The 23,018-nt window shown below is 45.2% G+C and carries 24 protein-coding genes; 11 read left to right on the plus strand and 13 right to left on the minus strand.

Features of this window, described 5'->3' with window-relative positions:
- Positions 1 to 33: 33 nt before the first annotated feature.
- Entirely contained in the window at positions 34 to 234 is a 201-nt protein-coding gene (locus tag ICN36_RS08045) for a SlyX family protein (RefSeq protein ID WP_216227879.1), read from the minus strand.
- 15 nt (positions 235 to 249) lie between these two features.
- Entirely contained in the window at positions 250 to 471 is a 222-nt protein-coding gene (locus ICN36_RS08050; RefSeq protein WP_216227880.1) for a hypothetical protein, read from the minus strand.
- 33 nt (positions 472 to 504) lie between these two features.
- On the opposite strand from ICN36_RS08050, the gene ICN36_RS08055 reads away from it, so the two are divergent.
- Positions 505 to 1,503, plus strand: coding sequence for an LLM class flavin-dependent oxidoreductase (locus tag ICN36_RS08055; RefSeq protein WP_216227881.1), 999 nt, complete (start codon positions 505 to 507; stop codon positions 1,501 to 1,503).
- Here the strand turns inward: ICN36_RS08055 and ICN36_RS08060 are convergent.
- Both ICN36_RS08060 and ICN36_RS08065 read right to left on the minus strand, forming a co-directional pair.
- Entirely contained in the window at positions 1,498 to 1,914 is a 417-nt protein-coding gene (locus ICN36_RS08060) for a putative toxin-antitoxin system toxin component, PIN family (protein ID WP_216227882.1), read from the minus strand. The two genes, ICN36_RS08055 and ICN36_RS08060, sit on opposite strands and share 6 nt — an antisense overlap.
- Positions 1,915 to 1,923: 9 nt before the next feature.
- The gene (locus tag ICN36_RS08065) at positions 1,924 to 2,469 is read right to left on the minus strand and encodes a YaeQ family protein (protein ID WP_216227883.1); all 546 of its coding nucleotides are present in this window, start codon (positions 2,467 to 2,469) and stop codon (positions 1,924 to 1,926) included.
- Positions 2,470 to 2,589: 120 nt separating this feature from the next.
- Between ICN36_RS08065 and ICN36_RS08070 the strand changes: the two genes are divergently transcribed.
- Entirely contained in the window at positions 2,590 to 4,203 is a 1,614-nt protein-coding gene (locus ICN36_RS08070; protein ID WP_216227884.1) for an NAD(P)/FAD-dependent oxidoreductase, read from the plus strand.
- A 27-nt stretch (positions 4,204 to 4,230) separates the two neighbouring features.
- On the opposite strand, the gene ICN36_RS08075 is transcribed toward ICN36_RS08070, so the two are convergent.
- Complete coding sequence (locus ICN36_RS08075) at positions 4,231 to 4,827, minus strand: AAA family ATPase (protein ID WP_216227885.1); 597 nt, start codon at positions 4,825 to 4,827, stop codon at positions 4,231 to 4,233.
- Between the two features lie 67 nt (positions 4,828 to 4,894).
- Here ICN36_RS08075 and ICN36_RS08080 point away from each other — a divergent pair, with 67 nt between their 5' ends.
- Positions 4,895 to 6,835, plus strand: a complete 1,941-nt coding sequence (locus tag ICN36_RS08080; RefSeq protein ID WP_216227886.1) for an ATP-binding cassette domain-containing protein — start codon at positions 4,895 to 4,897, stop codon at positions 6,833 to 6,835.
- A 9-nt stretch (positions 6,836 to 6,844) separates the two neighbouring features.
- On the opposite strand, the gene ICN36_RS08085 is transcribed toward ICN36_RS08080, so the two are convergent.
- From ICN36_RS08085 to ICN36_RS08100, 4 genes are all read right to left on the minus strand, one after another.
- Complete coding sequence (locus tag ICN36_RS08085) at positions 6,845 to 7,153, minus strand: chaperone modulator CbpM (protein WP_216227887.1); 309 nt, start codon at positions 7,151 to 7,153, stop codon at positions 6,845 to 6,847.
- Positions 7,154 to 7,158: 5 nt separating this feature from the next.
- Positions 7,159 to 8,139 (minus strand): DnaJ C-terminal domain-containing protein, encoded by a 981-nt coding sequence (locus tag ICN36_RS08090; protein ID WP_216227888.1) that lies wholly within the window; start codon positions 8,137 to 8,139, stop codon positions 7,159 to 7,161.
- A gap of 61 nt (positions 8,140 to 8,200) precedes the next feature.
- A complete protein-coding gene (locus ICN36_RS08095) occupies positions 8,201 to 9,748 on the minus strand; it encodes a UxaA family hydrolase (protein ID WP_216227889.1) in 1,548 nt (515 codons plus the stop codon).
- Positions 9,749 to 9,963: 215 nt separating this feature from the next.
- On the minus strand, positions 9,964 to 10,899 hold the full coding sequence (locus tag ICN36_RS08100; protein ID WP_216227890.1) for a 3-hydroxyacyl-CoA dehydrogenase family protein: 936 nt from the start codon (positions 10,897 to 10,899) through the stop codon (positions 9,964 to 9,966).
- Between the two features lie 140 nt (positions 10,900 to 11,039).
- On the opposite strand from ICN36_RS08100, the gene ICN36_RS08105 reads away from it, so the two are divergent.
- Genes ICN36_RS08105 through ICN36_RS08120 form a run of 4 tightly spaced genes read left to right on the plus strand, consistent with a single transcriptional unit; the run spans position 11,040 to position 14,775 of the window.
- Positions 11,040 to 11,972 (plus strand): SMP-30/gluconolactonase/LRE family protein, encoded by a 933-nt coding sequence (locus ICN36_RS08105; RefSeq protein WP_255531280.1) that lies wholly within the window; start codon positions 11,040 to 11,042, stop codon positions 11,970 to 11,972.
- Position 11,973: 1 nt separating this feature from the next.
- Positions 11,974 to 12,708 carry a GntR family transcriptional regulator gene (locus ICN36_RS08110; protein WP_216227891.1) on the plus strand — a complete coding sequence of 245 codons (735 nt, stop codon included), beginning with the start codon at positions 11,974 to 11,976 and terminating at the stop codon, positions 12,706 to 12,708.
- A gap of 6 nt (positions 12,709 to 12,714) precedes the next feature.
- Positions 12,715 to 13,764 carry an Ldh family oxidoreductase gene (locus ICN36_RS08115; protein WP_216227892.1) on the plus strand — a complete coding sequence of 350 codons (1,050 nt, stop codon included), beginning with the start codon at positions 12,715 to 12,717 and terminating at the stop codon, positions 13,762 to 13,764.
- A gap of 27 nt (positions 13,765 to 13,791) precedes the next feature.
- Complete coding sequence (locus tag ICN36_RS08120) at positions 13,792 to 14,775, plus strand: tripartite tricarboxylate transporter substrate binding protein (protein WP_216227893.1); 984 nt, start codon at positions 13,792 to 13,794, stop codon at positions 14,773 to 14,775.
- Between the two features lie 23 nt (positions 14,776 to 14,798).
- Here ICN36_RS08120 and ICN36_RS08125 read toward each other — a convergent pair whose 3' ends face one another.
- Positions 14,799 to 15,500, minus strand: coding sequence for a pirin family protein (locus tag ICN36_RS08125; RefSeq protein ID WP_216227894.1), 702 nt, complete (start codon positions 15,498 to 15,500; stop codon positions 14,799 to 14,801).
- Positions 15,501 to 15,586: 86 nt separating this feature from the next.
- Here ICN36_RS08125 and ICN36_RS08130 point away from each other — a divergent pair, with 86 nt between their 5' ends.
- A complete protein-coding gene (locus tag ICN36_RS08130) occupies positions 15,587 to 17,023 on the plus strand; it encodes a TAXI family TRAP transporter solute-binding subunit (RefSeq protein ID WP_216227895.1) in 1,437 nt (478 codons plus the stop codon).
- A gap of 4 nt (positions 17,024 to 17,027) precedes the next feature.
- Here the strand turns inward: ICN36_RS08130 and ICN36_RS08135 are convergent, their stop codons facing one another.
- From ICN36_RS08135 to ICN36_RS08145, 3 genes are all read right to left on the minus strand, one after another.
- Positions 17,028 to 17,486, minus strand: a complete 459-nt coding sequence (locus tag ICN36_RS08135; protein ID WP_216227896.1) for a phosphate-starvation-inducible protein PsiE — start codon at positions 17,484 to 17,486, stop codon at positions 17,028 to 17,030.
- Positions 17,487 to 17,590: 104 nt separating this feature from the next.
- Entirely contained in the window at positions 17,591 to 18,865 is a 1,275-nt protein-coding gene (locus ICN36_RS08140; RefSeq protein ID WP_216227897.1) for an NAD(P)/FAD-dependent oxidoreductase, read from the minus strand.
- Between the two features lie 11 nt (positions 18,866 to 18,876).
- Positions 18,877 to 19,212 (minus strand): c-type cytochrome, encoded by a 336-nt coding sequence (locus ICN36_RS08145; RefSeq protein WP_216227898.1) that lies wholly within the window; start codon positions 19,210 to 19,212, stop codon positions 18,877 to 18,879.
- Between the two features lie 181 nt (positions 19,213 to 19,393).
- Here ICN36_RS08145 and ICN36_RS08150 point away from each other — a divergent pair, with 181 nt between their 5' ends.
- From ICN36_RS08150 to ICN36_RS08160, 3 genes are read left to right on the plus strand one after another with little or no spacing between them, the layout of a single operon-like run.
- Positions 19,394 to 21,115, plus strand: coding sequence for a glycosyltransferase family 39 protein (locus tag ICN36_RS08150; protein WP_216227899.1), 1,722 nt, complete (start codon positions 19,394 to 19,396; stop codon positions 21,113 to 21,115).
- Entirely contained in the window at positions 21,112 to 22,359 is a 1,248-nt protein-coding gene (locus ICN36_RS08155) for an exo-alpha-sialidase (RefSeq protein ID WP_216227900.1), read from the plus strand. The genes ICN36_RS08150 and ICN36_RS08155 overlap by 4 nt, the downstream gene beginning before the upstream one ends.
- Positions 22,359 to 22,973 (plus strand): hypothetical protein, encoded by a 615-nt coding sequence (locus ICN36_RS08160; RefSeq protein ID WP_216227901.1) that lies wholly within the window; start codon positions 22,359 to 22,361, stop codon positions 22,971 to 22,973. The genes ICN36_RS08155 and ICN36_RS08160 overlap by 1 nt, the downstream gene beginning before the upstream one ends.
- Positions 22,974 to 23,018: the final 45 nt, after the last annotated feature.

Genomic DNA, 23,018 nt, shown 5'->3' on the forward strand with positions numbered 1-23,018 from the left:
GAGTTTATGCCTAATGCCTATATTAGCAGTTGATTAATAGTGCGGGGGGATTTCATCTTTCAGACTTCCGCCACCACCCCCACTGCTGCTGGCTTGCTCTTTGATCGCCTTGAGTTCACGATACAGAAATTCAATTTGCTGCTGCTGTTTATAAACAGTCTCATTGAGTTTTTCAATGAGGTCTTCAGTAAAGCTGAGTTTGATTTCTAGATTGGTAATGCGGTCTTCGGACATGGTCAATTGGCTTTCTTATTCAGGGATGAGCTCAAAGCGCCCATCTTCCATTTCTGCTTTTGGTCTAATCCAAAAGTTATGGGATTGCAGGGATTCATAAACGTAAGCCGGCTCTAAGGTTGCTTCCACATTTGCCAAAAAAACGACTTTATAAAAGCCACCAGTCTTGATGTGCTTAAGCTTGCTACCTGGCTTAAAGAGGCCGTCGTCAGGGTCAGCCATTTTGGGTTTACTCATGTCAACAATGCACTTTCTCGGTATGATCTAGCGATGGCAAATTCCATCCTATACTCCATTCTAGATATATCTCCGATTCCTCAGGGGTTTACTGCTGCTGATGCACTTCGCAACACCTTGGATGTGGCAAAGCATGCTGAAAAATGGGGCTATACGCGCTATTGGGTGGCAGAGCACCACAATATGACCGGTAATGCGAGTTCAGCTACCGCCGTATTGATTGGCTACATTGCTGCCGGTACCTCTCACATTCGAGTGGGTTCTGGCGGCGTAATGTTGCCCAACCATGCACCTCTGGTTATTGCCGAGCAATTTGGCACCTTAGAGTCTTTGTATCCCGGGCGAATTGAGCTTGGATTGGGCAGGGCGCCTGGTAGCGATCAAATGACGGCAAGGGCATTACGCCGAGATTTGCTCGGGAGCGATGATCGTTTTCCGCAAGATGTGCGAGAACTCCAGCATTATTTTGGTCCTCTTCAAGAGGGGCAATCCGTCAAAGCCATTCCGGGTATAGGCACCAATGTGCCCATCTGGATTTTGGGCTCTAGTCTGTATGGAGCTCAATTGGCAGCACACTTCGGTTTACCTTATGCTTTTGCTTCACACTTCGCGCCAGAGCAACTCCTGGAGGCAATGAGGATTTACCGAGAACTTTTTAAACCATCGGCCCAGCAAGCTAAACCATATTCAGCATTTGTGATGAATGTAGTAGCGGCAGATACCGATGAAGAAGCTCAGCATCTATTTACCACCTTGCAGCAGAATGTTGTCAGAATGCGTCGCAATACACGAGGCCAGTTACCACCTCCAATTACTGACATGAATGAATTTTGTGAACCGCATGAGCAGGCTGCAGCAGATCATACCTTGCAGGTCTCCGTTGTTGGTTCACTAGAGACCGTAAAGAAGGGGATGCGTCGATGGTTAGATCTTACTGGTGCTAATGAACTTATTTTTACTGGGCAAATTTTTGATCACCAGGCGCGTCTTAGATCATTTGAGATTGCAGCAGAGGCTGCGCAAGGTTTATAGATCGATTGCTGTGTAATCAGCAGTAATTAAAACCTGCTCTGTTGCTGCCTTACTCGCAAATCGCAGTACTTCATTGTCTTTGCTCATTAATATGCAAGGTTTTGCTGTATAGGCAAGGTCCAAGAAGACCTGATCGTCTAGATCATTGCATGCCCAGGGTGCTTTCAGAAGGCTTTGATCATCTAACAGCTTCGCTAGGCTCAGCCATTGATTGCGGATGAATTCTTGTTGATCTGTGTCCAAGGAAAATAAAGGGCGCGTAATGACATCAACAAATTCTTCTAGAGTCTTTTGGGTTGCCAATGCCTCAATTTTTTCTTCGATTAGGGCTTGCTTTAAATGAAGTGCCCTAAAGTCATTAAAGACAAAGAGATCTAGCAAGACATTGGTATCGAAAACAACTACCTTCATATTGCAGGTCTATTGATTATTGCGCCAAATCTCTGGGGTAATCGTGACCTGGCCTTGATCAGAAGAGACATACGCTTCGCCATCCTGAACATTTACATGAATGACCATACTGCGTTCAACCAGCTTGTTCAGATCTTCTGCTTGTTCTGCTGGAATGGAAATCACTTGTAAATTGCGGGCGCGAGTCAGCTTATTTGCAATGCCATCCCACCAGATTTTGCTGGTATGTCCGCCATAGCAATACACAATGACTTGGTCTGAACGGCCACAGGCCTTCAGAATGCGACGCTCGTCTGGCTGACCAATCTCAATCCACAGCTTAATTGCGTCAGTGAGATCTTTAATCCAAAGATCCGGTTCATCGGTATCACTCAGGCCTTTTGTAAATGCTAAATCCTCATGCGCCTGCAATGCAAAGGCGATGATGCGAATCATCATCCGTTGCTCAGTCTCAGAAGGGTGCTTGGCGATGGTGAGGGAGTGGCTGCCATAGTAGTGGCGGTCAGAATCTGCGACGTGAAGGTCGGCTTTGTGGATGGTTGCGCGTAGAGCCATGACGCATTATCGCCTTTATGAGCCAACTCCTGGCCCCAGTAGGCTCATAACCAGTATTATTTGGCTTGCGGCTCGCAATGGGCCTATAAATGTCTCAAATTACTGTGTATCGTAAAACTCATGATCCGTATTACTGAATTACGTCTGCCAATCGACCATGCTCCTGAAGCGGTGGAGAAAGCGATTCTCAAACGCCTCAATTTGGATGCTAAAGACTTAATTGCCTTCGATGTCTTTAAGCGGAGTTATGACGCGCGTAAAAACGTTGCGCTCTCCTTTATTTATACGGTCGATTTATCTGTAAAACATGAAGATGTGCTTCTCAAGCAGTTTTCAGGCGACATTCATGTAAGGCCATCCCCAGATACGAGCTATCACTTTGTTGCAAAAGCTCCCGACTCAATTACTGATGGCAAAACGCTAAGACCGGTTATTGTTGGATTTGGACCATGCGGAATTTTTGCTGCATTGGTTTTGGCTCAAATGGGTTTCAAGCCGATCGTTCTTGAGCGTGGCAAAAAAGTACGTGAGCGCACTCAAGATACCTGGGGGTTATGGCGCAAAAATGTGCTCAATCCAGAATCCAATGTGCAGTTCGGTGAGGGTGGAGCTGGCACCTTTTCGGATGGTAAGTTGTATAGCCAAATTAAAGACCCCAAGTTTTATGGTCGCAAGGTCATTAATGAGTTTGTAAAAGCTGGTGCTCCGCAAGAAATTACTTATGTAGCAAAACCCCATATCGGGACCTTCCGTTTGGTGGGTGTTGTGGAAAAGATGCGCCAAGAGATCATTGACCTAGGTGGGGAGATTCGGTTTTCACAAAAGGTCATTGGATTTGATATTGAGAATGAACAAATTACTGGAATCAAGATTGAGGGACAAGCAGATCTCCCTGCTAACCATGTGATCCTGGCTCTGGGGCATAGTGCGCGCGATACTTTTGAAGCCCTGCATCATGCGGGCGTCTTCATGGAATCCAAGCCATTCTCGGTCGGATTTCGCATTGAGCATCCTCAGTCTCTGATTGATAAAGCACGTCTTGGCCCTCATGCTGGCAACGAACTCATTGGCGCAGCAGATTACAAATTAGTCCATCACGCTAAAAATGGCCGTGCAGTTTATAGTTTTTGTATGTGTCCAGGCGGAACGGTAGTTGCTGCTACCTCTGAGCCTAATCGCGTAGTAACTAATGGCATGAGCCAGTACTCTCGTAACGAACGCAATGCCAACGCAGGTATTGTTGTTGGCATTACTCCAGAGGATTACCCCGGTGGTCCACTTGCAGGAATTGAGTTTCAGCGCGCCATTGAATCCAAGGCTTTTGAATTAGGCGGTAGAACTTATGAAGCCCCAGGCCAACTGATTGGTGACTTTTTAGAAGGTAAGCCTTCTACTCAGTTTGGCAGCGTTATGCCTTCTTATAAACCTGGCGTTCATTTAACCGATCTTGCAGAAAGTTTGCCTGCTTATGCAATTGAGGCAATTCGGGAAGCGATCCCCGCTTTTGAGAAGCAGATTAAAGGCTTCTCCATGAAAGATGCTGTATTAACTGGTGTTGAGACGCGCACTTCCTCTCCCTTGAGAATTACCAGGGGCAATAACTACCAAAGCTTGAATATCAAAGGTCTTTATCCAGCCGGTGAGGGCGCAGGCTATGCCGGTGGCATCTTGTCTGCAGGTGTCGATGGGATTAAAGTAGCAGAAGCAGTAGCGCTAGACTATCTCTCAAAGTAAAAAGTAATAACTATTTTTATTTTCAGATTATTGGGTTAATTCCTCAATGAGTTTTTTAAATTCAGACTCACTAAAAGAGACATTATCAAATCGATGCAATGAGGGGTGGGTTGGCGGCTCTATTCTCCGCTTAACATATTGATCCCAGTGAGTGAGCTTCCATTCATCTCGTGGGTCAGCCCGTTGCTCCATCCGCTCTTTGGCCTCCAACTCTGCCAGATCAATCCAAGCAATCTGCATGGAAGTCTCTGGTGGCAGTCCTAATGCTTGCGGACTAAACATCCTGCCACTTTGAATTTCTTTTGAGAATGGCCCGACCAGAATGACGTTTACTCCCAGAAGCAAATTCTCTCTGGCGGTATCAATAAGGCCTTGGTACTCCCAATCACGTAGGTTTTCTAGATAGAAGGGGCTATCACGATCGTTGGGGTTTTGAGTGTTTAATTGCATGACATGAGCACTAAAAGCGCCGTATACAGTGTCTTTGTCTAAAAAGAAAAAATCCTCCCCTGTTTTCTCAATAATTAGGGGCAGAGCCTTTTTGGCAAGAGTCGAGTTCCCTGTGCCGGCATGTCCTGCAAATAAGATCAGGCGGGGCGCGGAGAGGGTTAATTTGCAAACCATAGGTAGCTAGTCTCGCAGATATTGGTGGAAATATCTCCTGTTTTGGGGAAGTGACGATAATGTCGCCATGGCTTTAATCGTACTCACTGATGCAAAACTGGCTTTTGGCCACGTTGACCTCCTCGCAAACACTGCTTTTTCACTTGAATCAGGTGAGCGTGTTGGCTTAATTGGCCGCAATGGCACTGGCAAATCTTCTTTATTGAAGATATTGGCTGGTATCGAAAAACTAGATGATGGCTTGCTGCAATATCAGCAAGGCCTTCGCATTGCTTATGTTCCTCAAGAACCTATCTTTGAGGCCGAAGAAACTATTTTTGAGGCAGTATCCAAGGGGGTTGCCCAGGCTAAGGCTTTGCGTGAGGAGTATGAGGCTCTTAGCGTTGGCGAATGGGATGATGCTGCCCATCATCGCTTAGACGAAGTGCAGTCGCAATTAGAGGCTTTGAGTGGCTGGAATTGGGAGCAGCGCGTTCATGAAACTTTGGACCGATTGCATCTTGAAGCAGACCTCAAAATCAATACACTTTCTGGCGGTACAAAGAAACGGGTTGCCTTAGCGCGTGCTTTAGTAGAGATGCCTGATGTACTTTTACTAGATGAGCCAACCAACCACTTAGATTTGGACTCGATTGCTTGGTTAGAAGAGTTGCTCAAAGAATATCAAGGCTCAGTCATTCTGATTACCCATGATCGCGCCTTCTTAGATAACGTCTGCACACAAATTGTGGAGTTAGATCGCGGCATTCTGCGTAGCTATCCCGGAAACTTTACTCAGTATGAAGTTCTTAAAGAGCAAGAGCTCAATTCTGAATCCTTAGCCAATGCCCGCGCCGATAAATTACTGGCGCAGGAAGAAGTCTGGATACGTAAAGGGGTAGAAGCACGTCGTACCCGAAGTGTTGCCAGAATTGCTCGCCTAGAAAAATTACGTAGTAGCCGTTCTGAGCGCAGGGACGCGATGGGGCAGGTGAAGTTGGCTGTTTCTGCGGGTGATCGCAGCGGCAAGATTGTGGCGGATTTGCAAAACGTGAGCAAAACCTATGATCGTCCGATTGTGAAAGATTTCACGGCAACGATTTTACGTGGCGATAAAGTTGGTCTACTAGGGCCCAACGGTGCCGGCAAAACAACCTTACTTAAATTGATTTTAGGAACGATTGCGCCTGACTCAGGCACAGCAACGATGGGTACACGGATTGAGGTGGCTTACTTTGATCAAATGCGCGAAGGCTTAGACCTAAATGCCTCATTAGAAGATTACATCAGTCCTGGTAGCGAGTGGATTGAGATCAACGGCAATAAAAAACATGTCAAGAGTTACTTGAGTGATTTCTTGTTTGCGCCCGAGAGAACCAATTCTCCAGTAAGCACTCTATCTGGTGGCGAGCGTAACCGTTTGCTACTGGCACGCTTATTTGCCCGTCCTGCAAACGTTTTGGTCTTGGATGAGCCGACCAATGACTTAGATATTGATACCTTGGATTTGCTGGAGCAACTCCTGCAAGATTATAAGGGTACGGTCTTCTTGGTTAGTCATGATCGCTACTTCTTAGATAACGTTGTCACTAGCATCATTGCTAATGAGGGCGATGGTTTCTGGCGAGAGTATGAGGGTGGCTACGAAGATTGGAAAATCCAAAAAGCGCGTTCAGACAAAATTCGTGCTGCCAATGGAAATTTAAGATCAGCAGAAAAGACTGAGGCTAAAGTAGAAACTAAAGCAGAAGCTAAGGCAGATGCAAAAGTGGAAACAAAGCCAGCTGCCAAAGGTGGCATTCAAAAGCTCAATGGCAAAGAGCGCCAAGAGTTAGAAGTTTTGCCACTACAAATTGAGACCCTGGAAACAGAGCAGGCCGATATTGGTATTGCAATGAGCAATCCAGATTTGTATAAAAATGAACCTGAGTTGGCAGCAAGTATGCAGGCACGACTCAGTGAGATTACTGCCGATTTAGATCAAAAGCTGCAACGTTGGGAACAGCTTTTGAGTCGTTCAGAGTCTTAACGCTATTGCCTAGCCGCGTGGCAAACGAGCGCGCAGCTGGGCAATTTCATCAAGTAAGTCTAGTGCCAAGGCAACGCCTGGGACATTTAACTCTAGATCATGTGTGAGATGCGCAGCAGTTTTCGCTCTTCTCAAAGAGTCGCCACTAAAACGCCAGTCTTCAGGCGATGTTCCCACTGGACTAAGTACTCCCTCTGAAACCCAAGTCATGATGAGATCTTCTGGCGTGCGTGATGCATGAGAAAGCTCAACAATTGTCATGTGAACTTCATTCTCTACAACTGCGCCTTCAATCCAGGTGATATTCGTTTGTGTCATATCGATCATCCCTTCAAATGAGTTCGGGGGTTGAAATCAAAAGCCTTTTCAAAAGATTGATAAGCTTCTTTATGTGCATCTGTATCCGCTGGCGGGAGGGCAATAGAGGGCACAACATAGAGATCGCCTGCCTCTGCACTTGGAATGCCTTTGCCTTTGAGTCGCATTTTGCGACCCGCAACTGTTCCTGCTGGGATCTTTAATTCCAGAGTGCTTCCCGCTGGAGTTGGCACGTTGACCGTTGTTCCCAAGGCAGCCTCCCATGGCGCTAAAGGAATATCGATGAAAACATCCTTGCCTTCGATGCGATAGATAGGGTTTGGGTGAAAATCAATTTCGAGATAAAGGTCGCCAGCAGGACCTTCACCAACGCCCGGTCCGCCTTGACCAGATAGTCTGAGGTTTTGTCCAGCCTTAATACCCTTGGGAATGCTGACATCTAACTTACGCTCTTGGGTGCTGACATGACCATTTGCATCTTGCACAGGCATGTGCAGGGCAATCGTTCGTTTGGCACCGTTATACGCATCGGCCAGATCAATCAAAATTTTAGCGTGATGATCTTGGCCTTTGAAGTTCATTCCTTGATGTGTATTACCACCGCGTCCACCTTGGCGATGTTTGCCTCTACCGAATAGTGATTCAAAGAACTCGCTTTGATCTCCCTCAAAACCGCCGCCATAACCCGGGTGACTACCTCCGAAGCCTCCATCAGAATACTCAAAGCCTTCATTCCAATTTGGGGGAGGGGTAAAGTCTTGGCCGTTTTTCCAGTTCTCGCCAAAGCGATCATAGGCTGCACGTTTCTCGGTATCTTTTAAAACAGCATATGCTTCACCGATTTGCTTGAACTGTTCTTCAGCGCCAGCCTCTTTGTTTACATCTGGATGGTATTTACGAGCCAGTTTGCGATAGGCTGATTTAATCTCTGCCTCGGTAGCGCCGCGAGCAACGCCGAGTGTTTCGTAGTAATCCCTAAATTTCATAAGCCTGTTTCAGTTTCGTTTCGGTCTGGGTTGAGCTAATAGGATTAATTCTACAGTTCTCTTAGCTCATGACCCCAATTTGCCAGGGGACAAATTCATAGTCACCCAGACCAAGGAGCTCGCTCTTGGAGGCTTCTCCAGATGCGGTTCTTAGGAAGAGCTCAAATATCCTTTGCCCCATCTCTTGAACAGAAACAGTCCCATCTAGGATTTCGCCACAGTTAATGTCCATGTCTTCTATAAGTCGTTGATACATGGGGGTATTAGTAGCAAGCTTGATACAGGGTGCGGGCTTGGAGCCAAACATAGAGCCACGACCCGTGGTGAAGGCGATGAGGTTGGCGCCTCCAGCAATTTGACCAGTGGCTGACACGGGGTCAAATCCAGGGGTATCCATGAACACGAATCCTTTGGTGTTTACGGGCTCGGCGTACCTATAGACTTCCATCAGGGGGCCAGTGCCTCCCTTCATGGAGGAACCTAAGGATTTTTCAAAGATGTTGGCTAAGCCGCCGATTTGATTGCCGGGACTAACTTGCCCATTAATTTGTACATCCCTACCAACGGAGTATTCATCTTTCCACCAGCGAATTCGTTTAATCAGCTTTTCACCAACGGCTTGATTTACTGCGCGGCGGGTAAGGGTATGTTCAACACCATAAATCTCTGGGGTCTCCGAAAGAATTCCGGTGCCACCATGGCGCGACAAAATATCGATTGCCGCTCCTAAGGCGGGGTTGGCTGTAATTGAAGAGAAGCCATCCGACCCCCCGCATTGCAAACCAACACATAAATGGCTGGCAGAAACTGTTTCTCGCTTCGCTTTATTGGCTTCTGGCAGTAGCGCCTTCACAGCCTCAATACCTGCCTCAATCGTTTTGCGTGTACCGCCGGACTCTTGCATGATGAAGGTATGTAGATTTGTACCTGCAGTCAAATCTTCTTGCTCCATGAGGCCATTGAGTTGATTGCGCTCGCAGCCAAGCCCCACAATCAGAGCAGCTGCTAGGTTGGGATGACGAGCGTATCCAGCCATAGTACGGCGGAGCAATTGCATTGGCTCACCACTCATTTCCATGCCGCAGCCGATGTCATGGCTAAAGGCAACTACACCATCTACATTGGGAAAATCTTTAAGTCGTTCAGGTGTAAACCAATCAGCAATTTTATTCACCACAGTTGCTGAGCAGTTAACGGTAGAAAGGATCCCAATAAAATTACGAGTACCTACTTTGCCATTTGATCTGACATAACCTTGGAAAGTGGCGCGATCTGCTTCGGGCAAGAGCTCAGTTGGCTTATATTCACTTGCGTAAGCGTAATCGCGATCAAACTCACGAAACTCAGTGTTGTGACTATGAACCATAGTGCCTGGTTCAATGTCGACATTAGCAAAGCCCACTGTCACGTTGTATTTGAGAATTGGCTCACCTTTGAGAATTTTCTTAGCAGCTATTTTGTAGCCTGCAGGAACCTGACTGCGGCTTGTGAAATTCTCGCTAGTAACTTCGGTACCAATACCAATATCTACTCGAGCAACTACGATATTGTCATTGGGGTGCAGGCGAATAATAGGACCAGCTAGTTTTTTTTCAGAGATTTCGATCATAAATTTCTTTCGATTGAATAGTTTAATTATTCAGCAATTGCGCTAGATTTTTTAGTAATAGGGGCTCACTTAGCAGCTTCGGGCTTAATATATTCGCCTAGGTATTTTGGGTTGATGGTCAGAACTTCAAAGCCTATGTTGTTCATTTGTATTTCATGTCTGAGATCTTCCATTAAGGGGGCTCGTGACCATCTTGGGCGCTTATGGTTTCTCAATCATTCAATATTAAGAACGTCAAAAGCAGCTTTCAGTCTACGGGAGTATGAGTCGGAAACAGTTTTGATTTCTTCTGGGGTCCACTTCCTAAATCCTTCTCCAGCTTTTATGCCTGTTTTTCCATCAGCCATGAGCTGAACTACTTTTGGAGGCAGTGCAATGATATTGGAAAGCGATGGATAAATTTCCTTTGCGGCATTCGCCATTCCATCCCAGCCTGAAATTTCCTTCTGTGTCATTGGGCCTACAGCGGCGTAACGGAAGCCAAAGCTATATCTCACGGCATCATCAATATCAGCTGGCGTAGCAATTCCTTCTTGTACGAGCGAGAGCGCTTCTCTCATCAAGGCGTGTTGAATACGGTTCGCTAAAAATCCGGGAATATCCTTCTTTACAAGCACAGGCTTCTTTTCGATGGCTCTATAAAGCTCGCAAGCTTGCTCCGCATATTTAAGTTCGGTTTTTTGTCCCATGACAATCTCAACTAGGGGAACAACTTCTGCAGGCATGAAATAGTGCGCACCCATCATGCGGTTTGCTGTTTCGAGGCCTTCTGCAATTTTGCTGATTGGGAAGCCCGAGCTATTACTGCCAATAGGAATCTCTGCTGGCACTACCTGATCAAGGTGTTGGAAAACTTTTTGTTTTAGTTCTAAGTTCTCGGCAACAGTCTCAATGACCCAGGAGAATTGGTCCCAGTCTTGCCAATCCTCCAAGATCCCAATGAATTGCTTCTTCTTAATGTCAGCTTCATCCTTGGTTGCGCTGTCTCCAACCATACCAATTTTCTTTGCAAGGCTGATTGCTTTATCCAAACACGCATCAGATTTGTCTTTTGTTCTGCCCAATATGACTACGGGTATGTTTTGGGCAATAAATCCAGCTGCAATGCCAGCACCCATAATTCCGGTTCCAATAACAGCTACAGATTTCATATTTTTCAACTTATTTGGTTAAGTTATAAACAGCTTAAATAAATTTCGATCAACAAGGACTTAAGGTTATCATTATTTATGGTTTAATTGTTTAATAACAAAAATTACTTATCCGTATAACTTACCACAGGTGACTCTTTATGACGATGCACAACCCTTTCCAGCCCGTTGAGAAAATTGAAACGGAAGTGTTTTCAACCATGCCAGAGAAGTTTCGCAAAAAATCCCGTACAGGATGGTCCGATCCTAATCGTCAAGGCGCAGAAGTAGAGTGCTTTTTAGAGGGGCCTTCATTCGATCGTGAAGGCAATTTGTGGTTCGTCGATATTCCCTTTGGCCGTATTTTCCGCATCGACACCAAGGGCGAGTGGGAGCTGATTACTCAATATGATGGTTGGCCAAACGGCATGAAGTTTCATAAAGATGGGCGCGCTTTTATATGTGACTACAAGGCGGGTTTACTAGCGCTTGATCCAAAGACTGGAAAAATTGAAACTATCTTAGGATCAATGTATAGCGAAAACTTTAAAGGCCTGAACGATCTACACTTTGCCTCTAATGGCGACTTGTATTTCACAGATCAAGGTCAGACCGGTATTGCTGACCCAACGGGCCGCGTATTTAGATTGCGTGCCAATGGTCAACTAGATCGTTTAGCGCTTAATGTACCGAGCCCAAACGGCATTACTTTAAACACCCAGGAAAAGCATGTATTTGTAGCAGCCACTAGATCTCAGCAAATCTGGAGATTGCCTTTGATGGCTGATGGATCTGTTTCCAAGACAGGTGTAGCGATACAGTTAACAGGTGGTGTTGCGGGTCCAGACGGTATTGAAATGGACTCAGAAAATGGCTTGCTGGTATGCCACCTTGGTATTGGAATCTGGAGATTTGATAACAATATGCTGCCAACCCACTTGATTTATTCTGAGAACCCCCATCACCATCATTTGGCTAATATGTGTTTTGGTGGAGTGGACAGAAAAGATCTCTACATTACTGAGTCTTTATCTGGCGATATTCTTAAAGCACGTCTGCCAGTCGCTGGTAAAAAAATGTTTGGACTCTCATAAATTGAGTGAGCGATCACCGTTATATAAGTCTCTAGCAAAAATACTAGAGCAACGTATTTATAACGGTGATTGGTCCGTGGGATCAGTTTTGCCTGCCGAGGCGGATCTTTGTCGGGATTTTCAGTCTAGTCGGCATACGTTGCGGCATGCACTACAAATACTGGAGGCTAATGGCCTCATTTACCGCCATCAAGGCGCGCCTACAAAAGTGGTATCTAGACAGCGCTTACGTCGTTTCACCCAAAGCTATAACTCTCCAATCGATATCCTGAGTTATTCACGCGATACCTATCGTCAAAATATAGTTGAAGAATTTATTGAGCTTGACAAGTCTCTAAGTCAGATAGTTGGGGCGCCGATCGGATCCTCTTGGTATCACATTAGCGGAATTCGAAAGCGTCAACAGGCAGAGGAGGTTATTGCTTGGACGGATATTTATATATTGCCCCAGTTTGCTTCGTTGACAAAAGACCCAGAACACACCCAGATAATGGTGTACGAGCAGATTGAGCAAAAATATGGCGCCCGTATCGAGAGGGCTGAGGTGGATGTATATGCCTCTCAGGTGTCGCCAGAGATTGCGGAAAAACTCCGCATCAAGCCTGACACTGCGTGTCTGGTCATTATTCGCCGCTATTTTGATGATCAAGATAAGCTATTTGAGGTGACGGTAACGCATCATCCGGAGAATAAATATGTTTACAGCATGGAATTTAAAGCGAGCTCAGAGGCTTAAATCACAATGAACTATTTATCGATAAAAGATGCCGAGCGATTTATCTCAAGCGCATTGCAAGCAGAGATGGTTTCTGCAAGTGATGCAGACACCATTGCTAGCCTCATGGTGCAGTCTGATCTTGCTGGTGCGGATGGACATGGAATTTTCCGTTTGCCTGCCTATTTAAAAAGAATCCGTGCTGGTGGCGTTAATTTGCATCCCAATATTCATATTGAGCGCGAGCAGGGTGCAACTGCGTTGATTAATGGTGACAATGCCTTAGGGCATTTGGTTATGAATAGAGCTGTTGATCTTGCCATCGAAAAGGTAAAACAGCACAGCGTATGTTGGATTGGCAGTCACTACGGCAATCATTCAGGAGCAGCTTCAGTATATGTTCGTAAGCTAGCGGATCAGGGTTATATCGGAATTTATATGGCAGTTGGTAATGCAAATCATATGGCGCCATGGGGCGGCATTGACTTATTGCTATCAACCAATCCAATTGCCATTGCGGTGCCTGCAGGCGATGGGCCTACAGTACTTTTGGATATTGCAACTACTGTAGCGGCCTATGGAAAGGTAAAAGTAGCTGCGCAAAAGGGAGAGTCTATTCCTGACGATTGGATGATTGATCGCCAGGGTAAGCCCATAACGGATCCTAAAAAATCTGCCGAAGGATCTTTATTGCCCATTGGTGGATATAAAGGTTATGGCTTAGCTGTCATGATTGGCTTGCTTGCAGGTGCACTTAACAATGCGGCAGTTGGCAAAGGAACAATAGATTTCAATGTTCATCACGACTTGGTTACAAACACGGGGCAAACGATTATTGCGGTCGATCCAAGTGCGTTTGGAAACACAGAAGAGTTCATTAACAGAGTAATTGCTTTAGTCAATGATCTCAAAAATTCGTCAACATTGCCTGGGGTTGAACAAATTCGTGTGCCTGGTGAGGGCGCAGCAAAAACAATGGCAGAGAGAAGTGAAAGGGGTATCCCGGTGTCGCCCGAGTTGCTAGAAGCATTGAATACCTGCGCTCAGGAATGCGGCATCCCTGCTTTAACGTTTTAAAAAATATCAAATTACTGGAGGAGACATATGTTTAAAAAACTAATAAAAAACATAGCAATAAGTGCGGTAGTTATTCCAACTGTTGTTTCAGTATTTGCGGGGGCAGCATGGGCAGCCTATCCTGATAAACCCATCAAGATGATGATTGGCTATGCACCAGGGAGCTCTACTGATATTGTCGGCAGGATGATTGCCAATGATCTCAGTCTTGCTTTAAAGCAGCCCATTATTGTTGAGAATCGCGGCGGCGCAGCGGGAAGTCTGGCCGCAGATGCGGTTGCAAAAAGTGCTCCTGATGGCTATACCATCTTGTTCGCACAAAATGGCCTAGCTATTAATATTGCAGCCAATCCAAAGCTTCCATTCAATGGTCAAAAAGATTTATTGCCAGTCGTTGGGGTGGCAGCTACGCCTCACATCCTGATTGTTAATAACAACTCACCAGCCAAGAGTGTTGCTGATTTAATGGCAATGCTTAAAGCTGAGCCGGGTAAATTGAGTTTTGGCTCTTCAGGTATTGGTAACTCCGATCATATGGCTGGCGAATTATTTTTAGCTACCACTGGATTACAGGCGATTCATATTCCCTATAAGGGTGGCTCGCCCGCCGCTACAGACTTAATGGGCGGGCAAATCGACTTTTATTTTGCAGGCATGCCAGTAGGCCTCCCTTTATATAAAGGCGATAAGGTAAGGGCATTGGCTGTCACTAGTAAAAATCGTTTTAGTGGCGCTCCAGAATTAGTAACAATTCAAGAGGCAGGCGTTAAAGGTTACGAGATGGCTTTGTGGCAGGGAGTATTTGTGCCTGCCAAAACGCCTCAAGCAATCATCAAGGAGTTGAATAACTCTATTTTGAAGATTCTAGAAACCCCCGAAATGAGGGACCGCTTTCAAAAGGCTGGGGTCCAAATTGCTCCGATGAATACGCAACAATTCTCGGACCTGTATTTTTCAGACATTGGTCGATGGAAGGTAGTGATTGAGAAGGCAAAGATAAAGCTAGATTAATCACCTGATCATCAAAATGGAGGTTAGGCGCTGAGGTCAAAAACCAAGACCTCAGCGTTTTTTCCATTACAAATTGCCAATCGATCTTCTTTTTGAAATAAGAGGGCATCCCCACCATCCAAAACTTGACCATTCACATTAAGTGAGCCACGAATAAGGTGAACGTAAAATTTTCTATTGGGATCTAATGTTAGATCGAATGATTGACCCTTATTAAAAAGTCCAGCATATATCGTGGCATCTGCATGAATTTTTACGGCACCATCATTTCCGGTAGGGGATGCGATGATACGCAGCTTGCCATCTTTTTCTATTTCAGGGATGGATTGTTGTTCATAGCCAGGCTCAATCTCCGAAACATTTGGCTCTATCCAGATTTGCAAAAAATGCGTAGTTTGATCTTTTGCATGATTGAACTCGCTATGCGTTACCCCACTACCTGCGCTCATGCGTTGGACATCCCCAGGCGGAATTCCTTTGATGTTACCCATGCTATCTTCGTGCGCTAACTCTCCAGACAGTACGTAACTAATAATTTCCATATTACGGTGACTGTGCTTACCAAAACCCATCCCTGCAGCGATACGATCTTCATTAATCACCCTGAGGTTTCCCCAGCCCATAAAGCGGGGGTCGTGGTAGCCGGCAAACGAAAATGAGTGAAAGCTTTTAAGCCAGCCGTGGTCAGCATAGCCGCGTTCTTGGGATTTTCTAAGATTTATCATGTTTTAAGGGTGTTAAAGGGCTAATTGAAAGAATCAGAATAAGCCTATTATCATTAGCCTTGTCCAAAATTGCTGATCGGTAGAGTATGGCAAGTTTTAAAGAAAATATTAAGGAAACTTTTTTAGGCCTCTCTGAGAGTATTCAAGAGGGGTGGACGGATTTCACCCAGTTTTTGCAAGAAACTTGGCCGGTCTTGATTTTCCTGATAGTACTTGTGTTTGGTATCGGAATTTATGCGGATCCGCCTCCCCCAAGTCATGTCATGATGGCGACCGGAACGGCTGGTAGTTCCAATGAAATGCTTGGCAAAGAGTATGCAGAGTTCTTTGCGAAAAAAGGTATCACTCTGGAGCTGATTTCTACAAATGGAGCACAAGAAAACATAGATCGCTTATCAGATCGAAATGATCCTTTGCAAGCTGCATTTGTTCAGGCAGGGGTTGTGTCAACTAAAGATGTCACAGGCATTCATTCCCTAGGCGTCATTGCTTATGATCCAATCTGGTTTTTTTATCGAGGCCCGGAATTAAATCCAAAAGAGTTTCAGGGGGTCGATAGTAAATTTAAGTACTTCCTTAATAAAAAAATTTCCATCGGCATTAAGGGTAGTGGAACGCATGCGCAGGCCATAAGCATTCTTAATTTATCAGGCTTTGAGCCTGGGGCTAATTTTGTAAATCTTCCCGGGGATAAAGCGGTGAAGGCTCTGGAGATGGGCGAGATTGATGGTGTCTTTATGGTCGATAGCTTCTATTCGCACAATGTTCAAACCCTATTAAAGAATCCCAATCTAAACATTGCCACATTTGGGCGGGCTGGCGCTTATACAAAATTGATACCTTACCTCACCGTTTTAAAAGTACCTGAGGGGGCATTTGATTTAAAGCGAAATTTCCCTAGTCAGAATATTGAATTATTAGCTACGACCACCAATCTGTTGATTGATGATCGCATGCACCCGGCCATTCAGTTTTTATTTCTAGAGGCTGCAAGAGAAATTAATGGTAAGGCAACTTTTTTCGCTGAACGTGGGGAGTTCCCATCGTTTAAAAATACAATGCTTCCAGAAAGCCCAATTGCAATTCAATACGAAAAGAACAGAAGCCCCTTTATGGTAGCTCTACTTTCTCACTTGCCATTTTGGCTTGCGGAGTTAGTGAACCATATTGTGTTTATTGTTCTACCGTTTTTAATCATTTCCTATCCTCTTTTGCAAGCATTACCGGGCTTTAGAAGAAAAAGGATGCAAAACAAAATTAATCGCTTATATGGCTCGTTAAAGTCATTGGAACAAGAGTTGTTAAATGGCTTTAATGATCAACAGCGCGATGAGTATCTGAAGAGACTTAATGTACTTGAAAATCAGGCGTTAAATATCAAAATCTCGAAAGGCCTGTCCAGTGATTACTATGCTTTGCGAACCAGTATTGATTACGTACGTAGCTGTTTAAATAGGGGTATTCACCCCTACCAATTTAATGAGGGAAAAGGTGGGGGTGAGAGCTCAGAGCTCCTCTTATAGAATCTTATTCACTATCGCCGGTTCTGCTCGGGAACTTAAACGACGCGTAGCGAACCACGGCATTAGCTAGAGCTAGAATCAGAATGGTTAACCCCATGTAAAGAATAGGTAGGTCTGCCTCATGCTTGGTATTGACCAGATCAATAATAAGGCGAGTAACTGCGGTGATGGCAACGTAGATCAAAAAACGGACAGGCATATGGTTGGTTTTGAAATAGATGCCAACCATCGCGCCAATTTCTAAATAGATAAAAAGTAGGAGTAGGTCTTCAATTGAGGCTGAGCCCTTATGCGCCATTCCAAGAAACGCAACAGCCGCCGACCAAACAGTTGCAGCACCAATGCCAAATAATGCAATTCGATGAAATAAAGATACAAATAAATTGCCAATGGGTACAGTCCATTTTTCAATGGCGTCCTCTAATTTAGATGCATCCTTGGGTGAAGTAGGGGTCATGTTCATTAAGCCTCCGTTTTTAATAAGTTTTCCTCAGTATAGGTATCTACCAGGCCATGTAAACAAAAAAAGAGGCGTTAAGGCCCCTTTTTTGGAAGTATTGACTTTGATCAACCCAGGCTATCTGCCCAAATGTTGTGGGCCCAACCCCAGGCATAGACTCCCTCCAGCGTTGAAGGTGCAGGAGAGACACCTCCAGAGCCTGGAACCGGTTTGAAGGTTTTTTCAGCGGCAATGTACTGATGGACGCTGGCGACGTGAACCACTTCTCGGTCATTCACAAAGCTGTAACAGGTATTGGTGAGCACTGGCGCAGGATTTATTTCCCAATTACTTAGTTCTGCCACAATCGCGGCAGCCGCTACCTTAGCATGTTGGTTAGCCATGTGACCTGATTTAGGCATTGCATAGGCCACTTGGATCGAATCTCCTAGCACATGAATGTCTTTCTGTGCAGTAGATTCAAAGTTTAGAAAATTCACACTAACCCAGCGGCCATTAGAGTTGGCTAAGCCAGTTTTAACAGCGATCTCACCCGCACTCATGGCGGGAAGTAGATTTAAAACATCTGCCTTAATGTCATCTTGGATCTCAAGCTTAATGGTTTTTGTTTTGGCATCTACCGCTGTGACATTGTGCTTAGGGAGATACTCAATTATTCCTGGGTACTGCTCTGCCCATACCTTTTTAAAGAGTGCACCTTTTGATGTGACATCTTGATTGGCATCCAAAATGAGAACCTTAGATTTTGGTTTGTTCTGTTTTAAATAGTTTGCTACCTGGCATGCGCGCTCATAAGGACCGGGAGGGCAGCGATAGGGCGCTTCTGGAATGCTGATAGCGAAAGTACCGCCATCGCGCATTGAGGCAAGTTGCTTATGTAAGGCGGTAGTTTCAGGACCAGATTTCCAAGCTTGCAAAGTAACGCCTGCTTTGTTGGCTTGAGATAAACCCTCGATACTGTTCATCATCAAAGTAACGCCAGGTGAAACAATCGCCTTGTCATAGCGTAAGGTTTTACCTGAGGCAAGTTTGACGGTCTTCTTGTCTGGATCCATGCTAGTCACGCTATCTTGAACAATCTTGATCCCGTGACGTTTGCTCAGGTTGTCATAGGAGCTGGTCAATTCAGATAAGGTACGTGAGCCACCTACAACCAAATTTGAAAGTGGGCAAGAAATAAAGGTGGGGTTTGGTTCAATTAAAGTCACGTTGGCGGTGTTATTGGAAAACAGCCGCAGATATTTGGCTGCAGTAGCGCCACCATAGCCTCCGCCAATCACGAGGATTTCTGCTTTTTGTAAATTTGCCTTAGCTTGACCTGAGAAGCCCGCGAGTAAACCGAGGGCAGCCGCGCTGTTCCCAATAAAGTGTCTACGATCCATGATGTGCTTCCTTATTGTTTCTTGCCAATTTGATTGGCGATGGTTTCGAGTTGCTCGTCTGTATAGCCTTTGGCTAATTGGGGCATGATGGTGCCTTCGCGTGCACCAGATTTGAATGCCTTCAGTTGAGCTAGCATTTGTTCGCTAGTGAGGTTGTTGATTAGAGGCATTCCGCCATCAACCACACCTTTTCCATCTGTTCCATGGCAATTGGCGCAGGTAGCTGCAAGACTGCGTTTGTATAAATTGCTTGCATCTGCATTTTGGGCAAGAGCGCTTCCGCTCCAATGACTTATGCCAATATAAATTGACAATAAGACTGCGGTTTTTACAAACTTTGCTCGCATAACATCTGTCTCCGTTCGGAATATTTCTGGGTATTAAATTACACATTGCTTTGCTAGCATCTTAATCAAGAAGGCCTTGAAATAGGGTATTGATTTCAGATACATTTTTTATAAGCTCATTCGAAAATCCGCTTATCGCCATTTTTATTCTAGTTTCCGGTAAGCCCTATAAACTATAGGTATGCGAGGTACATTTTCTTATCGTTCAGCCATATTCATACTCCTTTTAGGTGTTTTTGCCTATCTTTATGGTTTGGATAGCCGTTTCGCCCCTAAAAACGGTGACGAGTATCCCTATATGCACATTGTGCGGATGACGGCAGATTCAGGTCACTGGTTGCCACTCCAGTCAGAAATGGATGGCATCAAGAATACAAAGCCCCCACTCATTTTTTGGCAGGGAATTGCGAGTACCCACTGGGCAAGTAAATGGACTTTAAGCAATTTACGTTGGCCTAGTGTTTTGTATACCGGCCTCACAGCATTTTTCTTATTTTTAGCGGTTCGACGATTTAGTGGCAAAACACTAACCGGAATATTGGCAGCAGTGGTCTGGCTCTCCTTTTTTTCGACCTACCGCTATGGACGGCCATTTTTAGCTGACCCTCCAGAAGTATTTTGGATATCGCTGCCATTTTTAGCAATCTTGTATTGGGGCAAGAGCGCATTCGAATCTAAATTCTTTTTTCCGCTGATTGCAGGAATATGTTTCGGTCTCGCCTTATTTGCAAAATCTTTTGCTTATATCGTTCCTGCCACATTTGCTATGGGGCTCTATTACTGGCGCTGGCGGCAGTGGAGCATGCCACAGGCCATCATTCGAGATCTTTATAAGTTAATCATCATTGCTGTAATTGCCTTGGGCGTATTTGCCTTGTGGTTTGCCTTGGACCCCAATCCAGAGGCCGTTTGGAAAGAATTTGTAGTGGGTGAAAATGCCGGTAAGTTTGCCGCGCGTCAATCCAATTATGTGATGGATCTGCTGCGGGGTGGCGACAGTATTTGGCTCTTGATGGTCACTACGATAGCTAATGCAGGTTTATTTAGTTTTGTATTGATTTCTAGTTTGATGCAGTGCTGGCGTGCTCGTCGATTCCTCACTTTGGAGGAAGCATTACTTCTGTTGTTGATTACAGCATTCTTTATTGTGTTCAGTTTGCCTAGCCAAAGATCAGGTCGATATCTGTTGCCCGTGATGCCAGCATTTGCAGCGCTGATTGCCCTGTATTGGGAGAGATTACCTTTATGGGGCTTTCGCATTGCATTGCTTTTGCAATTGCTGTTGCTATCACTATTGTCTTGGATTGGTATCAATCTGCAACTGTCGCAATTCATGGGTACCACAGGCACATGGGCCTATTCCTATTGTCATTGGGCTCTGATGGCAGCGGGATTGCTAGTTGTCTTGTTTGGTTTGTTTAAGCGAAACCTCACAAAAACATTTTCATTAGCCGCATGTTTTCTCGTGTACTGCGCTTTAACGAGCAGCCTTGCTCCATTAGAAGGCCGTTTAGGGCGCTACTCTGCAGAAACGGTTGCCCAGTTACAAGATAAGGATGTTTGGATTCCTTGCGACTATCGTGCCAAAGATGAGGAATATCGGTTATTGATGCCAGGTGCAAAACTGCATGGATATTTAGCTAAGGAAGCTGGCGATGTTACAGTCCTGACATCAGCCTATCCTTTGGTAGCTGTGCATACGCCTCTGGGTGTTCAACCAATACTCTGTGAATCTTGTCAGATTGTTGGGCAAAGAATGGAAATGAGGGCGCGCCACTCTAGTGAGGAGATTAAAGAGATGTTACTGGGGCAGATCGGCAAGCATTTATTTGTAAATGAGTATTTAGTTGCTACGCCAGCCTCTAGCCCAGATGCATCAAACCTTAAGGATGTTTGTAGATGAGTCGTGTCATTGCCCTTTGTTTTTTATTGCTTACTGCAGTGATTGGTTTTCTGCATATCGATAGTCGTCCAGCTTGGGCGCCATTTGCTATTTCAGCTATTCAGGTCGATGAAGTGGTGGAGGAGTCTGCCGCAACCAAGACCAAAAGCCCAATAAAAGAGAGCATTCCTGTGCCGCAATCGAATTGGTTGCCAGATACAGGCGCTGCCTCTGTTCATGCAGCATCCTTGATTGCGCTCAAGGATGGTGCGGTGAGGGCATTTTGGTTTGCCGGCAGCCGTGAAGGTGCTGCAGATGTATCGATCTATAGCTCTGTATATGACGCCAAATCTGCTAACTGGAGTGCGCCTACTGTTGTAATTGATCGCATTAGTGCACAGAAGGGTCTTGCGCGCTATATCGCTAAGTTGGGTAATCCTGTACCAGCAAGGTTATCTGATGGAAGGCTGCAATTGTTCTTTGTGACAGTATCCATTGGGGGCTGGGCTGGAAGTTCAATCTCTGCGATGACATCTGATGATGAAGGTTTGACCTGGAGTAATCCGCAGCGCCTGATCACCTCTCCATTATTGAACTTAAGTACCCTTGTCAAATCACCTAGCGTCATGTTTGCTGATGGACTCTTGGGAGTGCCCGCCTATCATGAGTGGATAGGGCGCTTCGGAGAGTTCCTAAGGCTAGATGCTGGACAAGTAATCGATAAACGTCGAATGAGTTCTGGCCGCAGTGCAATTCAGCCGCTCGTTTTTGTGAATGACCCACAGGATGCCAGCGCCTATTTTCGCCAGGCGCGTAGTACAGGTTTACCAAAGCAAATACCAGCAAGTCACACGCAAAATGCAGGGCAAAGTTGGCAGCCGTCAGAAGATTTGGCAATAGCCAATCCTAATTCTGCAATAGCAGGTTTAGCCCTGAAAAATGGCACACGTATTTTGGCTTTAAATAATATTGAAAACGGTCGCTATCGTTTGGTTTTATTGATGAGCGATCCCAAAGCCGGGCAGTGGCAAACCATTGATGTCTTAGAGGATGACGAAGCCTTGCCTGAAGCTCAGCGTAGAGAATTCTCATACCCATACTTAATAACAGTTGATGGTGATGATGCGCATTTGGTATATACCTGGGACCGTAAAAAGATTCGCCACCGTTATTTTTCTGGCGCTTGGTTAAAGCACGCTTTTGACAAGATGGAAAAACAAACGAAAACATCACAAGCAGATGCTCCACGTCAGGAGGCGCAATAATGAATTCTCTAATGCAGGCCTTAGTCTTAATTGAGTTATCTATCACGTGTGCGATGCTATGTATTTGGGTTTTGCAGAAGTTTTCTCCAAATACCATTCCACTTCTCGTTAAAGTATTCCTTGTGATCTTGATTGGTAATATTTTCTTTTGGCCTTTGGGCATGAATTTACCTTTGGTTACCTATGTTCGTGGTGTAACTGGCGATCTCAGCATTGTCCTGACACTATTGCTATGGAGTTCATTGCTGCCTTCCAATAAACCTGCACCGATTGCTTTTAAGTTTGCAGTTGCCATCATCTCTTTATGTTTCTATCCATTTGCCTTGGGCGTGGGGATGGTTGACCCTTATTCATGGGGATATGGATCGCTTGCATTACTAGTGGCCGTACTATTTTTCGCTTTGGTCTGCGGAGTGGCCAATTGGGGTAAGGGCGTTTGGATTATTGCGATCGCAATCCTTGCTTGGGCAGCGCATTGGCATGAATCAGCGAACCTTTGGGATTACCTACTTGATCCATTCTTGGCAATCTGGGCTTTGATTGCCCTTATTGGGATGCTTTATAGGAAACGTCGCGACAAGGCACGCTCTGGATATTTATTTAGACCAGGTTAAAGAAATAAAAAAAGCCAGTATCTTGAACTGGCCTTTTTATTGATG

The organism is Polynucleobacter sp. UK-Gri1-W3, assembly GCF_018881595.1.
GTDB lineage: Bacteria > Pseudomonadota > Gammaproteobacteria > Burkholderiales > Burkholderiaceae > Polynucleobacter.

Coding starts and splice junctions, on each gene's coding strand:
- ICN36_RS08075 (WP_216227885.1), bottom strand. CDS start 4,827: ATGGTTTGCAAATTAACCCTCTCCGCGCCCCGCCTGATCTTATTTGCA.
- ICN36_RS08125 (WP_216227894.1), bottom strand. CDS start 15,500: ATGATAAATCTTAGAAAATCCCAAGAACGCGGCTATGCTGACCACGGC.
- ICN36_RS08100 (WP_216227890.1), bottom strand. CDS start 10,899: ATGAAATCTGTAGCTGTTATTGGAACCGGAATTATGGGTGCTGGCATT.
- ICN36_RS08145 (WP_216227898.1), bottom strand. CDS start 19,212: ATGCGAGCAAAGTTTGTAAAAACCGCAGTCTTATTGTCAATTTATATT.
- ICN36_RS08080 (WP_216227886.1), top strand. CDS start 4,895: ATGGCTTTAATCGTACTCACTGATGCAAAACTGGCTTTTGGCCACGTT.
- ICN36_RS08045 (WP_216227879.1), bottom strand. CDS start 234: ATGTCCGAAGACCGCATTACCAATCTAGAAATCAAACTCAGCTTTACT.
- ICN36_RS08055 (WP_216227881.1), top strand. CDS start 505: ATGGCAAATTCCATCCTATACTCCATTCTAGATATATCTCCGATTCCT.
- ICN36_RS08160 (WP_216227901.1), top strand. CDS start 22,359: ATGAATTCTCTAATGCAGGCCTTAGTCTTAATTGAGTTATCTATCACG.
- ICN36_RS08130 (WP_216227895.1), top strand. CDS start 15,587: ATGGCAAGTTTTAAAGAAAATATTAAGGAAACTTTTTTAGGCCTCTCT.
- ICN36_RS08065 (WP_216227883.1), bottom strand. CDS start 2,469: ATGGCTCTACGCGCAACCATCCACAAAGCCGACCTTCACGTCGCAGAT.
- ICN36_RS08135 (WP_216227896.1), bottom strand. CDS start 17,486: ATGAACATGACCCCTACTTCACCCAAGGATGCATCTAAATTAGAGGAC.
- ICN36_RS08105 (WP_255531280.1), top strand. CDS start 11,040: ATGACGATGCACAACCCTTTCCAGCCCGTTGAGAAAATTGAAACGGAA.
- ICN36_RS08140 (WP_216227897.1), bottom strand. CDS start 18,865: ATGGATCGTAGACACTTTATTGGGAACAGCGCGGCTGCCCTCGGTTTA.
- ICN36_RS08115 (WP_216227892.1), top strand. CDS start 12,715: ATGAACTATTTATCGATAAAAGATGCCGAGCGATTTATCTCAAGCGCA.
- ICN36_RS08150 (WP_216227899.1), top strand. CDS start 19,394: ATGCGAGGTACATTTTCTTATCGTTCAGCCATATTCATACTCCTTTTA.
- ICN36_RS08050 (WP_216227880.1), bottom strand. CDS start 471: ATGAGTAAACCCAAAATGGCTGACCCTGACGACGGCCTCTTTAAGCCA.
- ICN36_RS08120 (WP_216227893.1), top strand. CDS start 13,792: ATGTTTAAAAAACTAATAAAAAACATAGCAATAAGTGCGGTAGTTATT.
- ICN36_RS08090 (WP_216227888.1), bottom strand. CDS start 8,139: ATGAAATTTAGGGATTACTACGAAACACTCGGCGTTGCTCGCGGCGCT.
- ICN36_RS08155 (WP_216227900.1), top strand. CDS start 21,112: ATGAGTCGTGTCATTGCCCTTTGTTTTTTATTGCTTACTGCAGTGATT.
- ICN36_RS08070 (WP_216227884.1), top strand. CDS start 2,590: ATGATCCGTATTACTGAATTACGTCTGCCAATCGACCATGCTCCTGAA.
- ICN36_RS08095 (WP_216227889.1), bottom strand. CDS start 9,748: ATGATCGAAATCTCTGAAAAAAAACTAGCTGGTCCTATTATTCGCCTG.
- ICN36_RS08060 (WP_216227882.1), bottom strand. CDS start 1,914: ATGAAGGTAGTTGTTTTCGATACCAATGTCTTGCTAGATCTCTTTGTC.
- ICN36_RS08085 (WP_216227887.1), bottom strand. CDS start 7,153: ATGACACAAACGAATATCACCTGGATTGAAGGCGCAGTTGTAGAGAAT.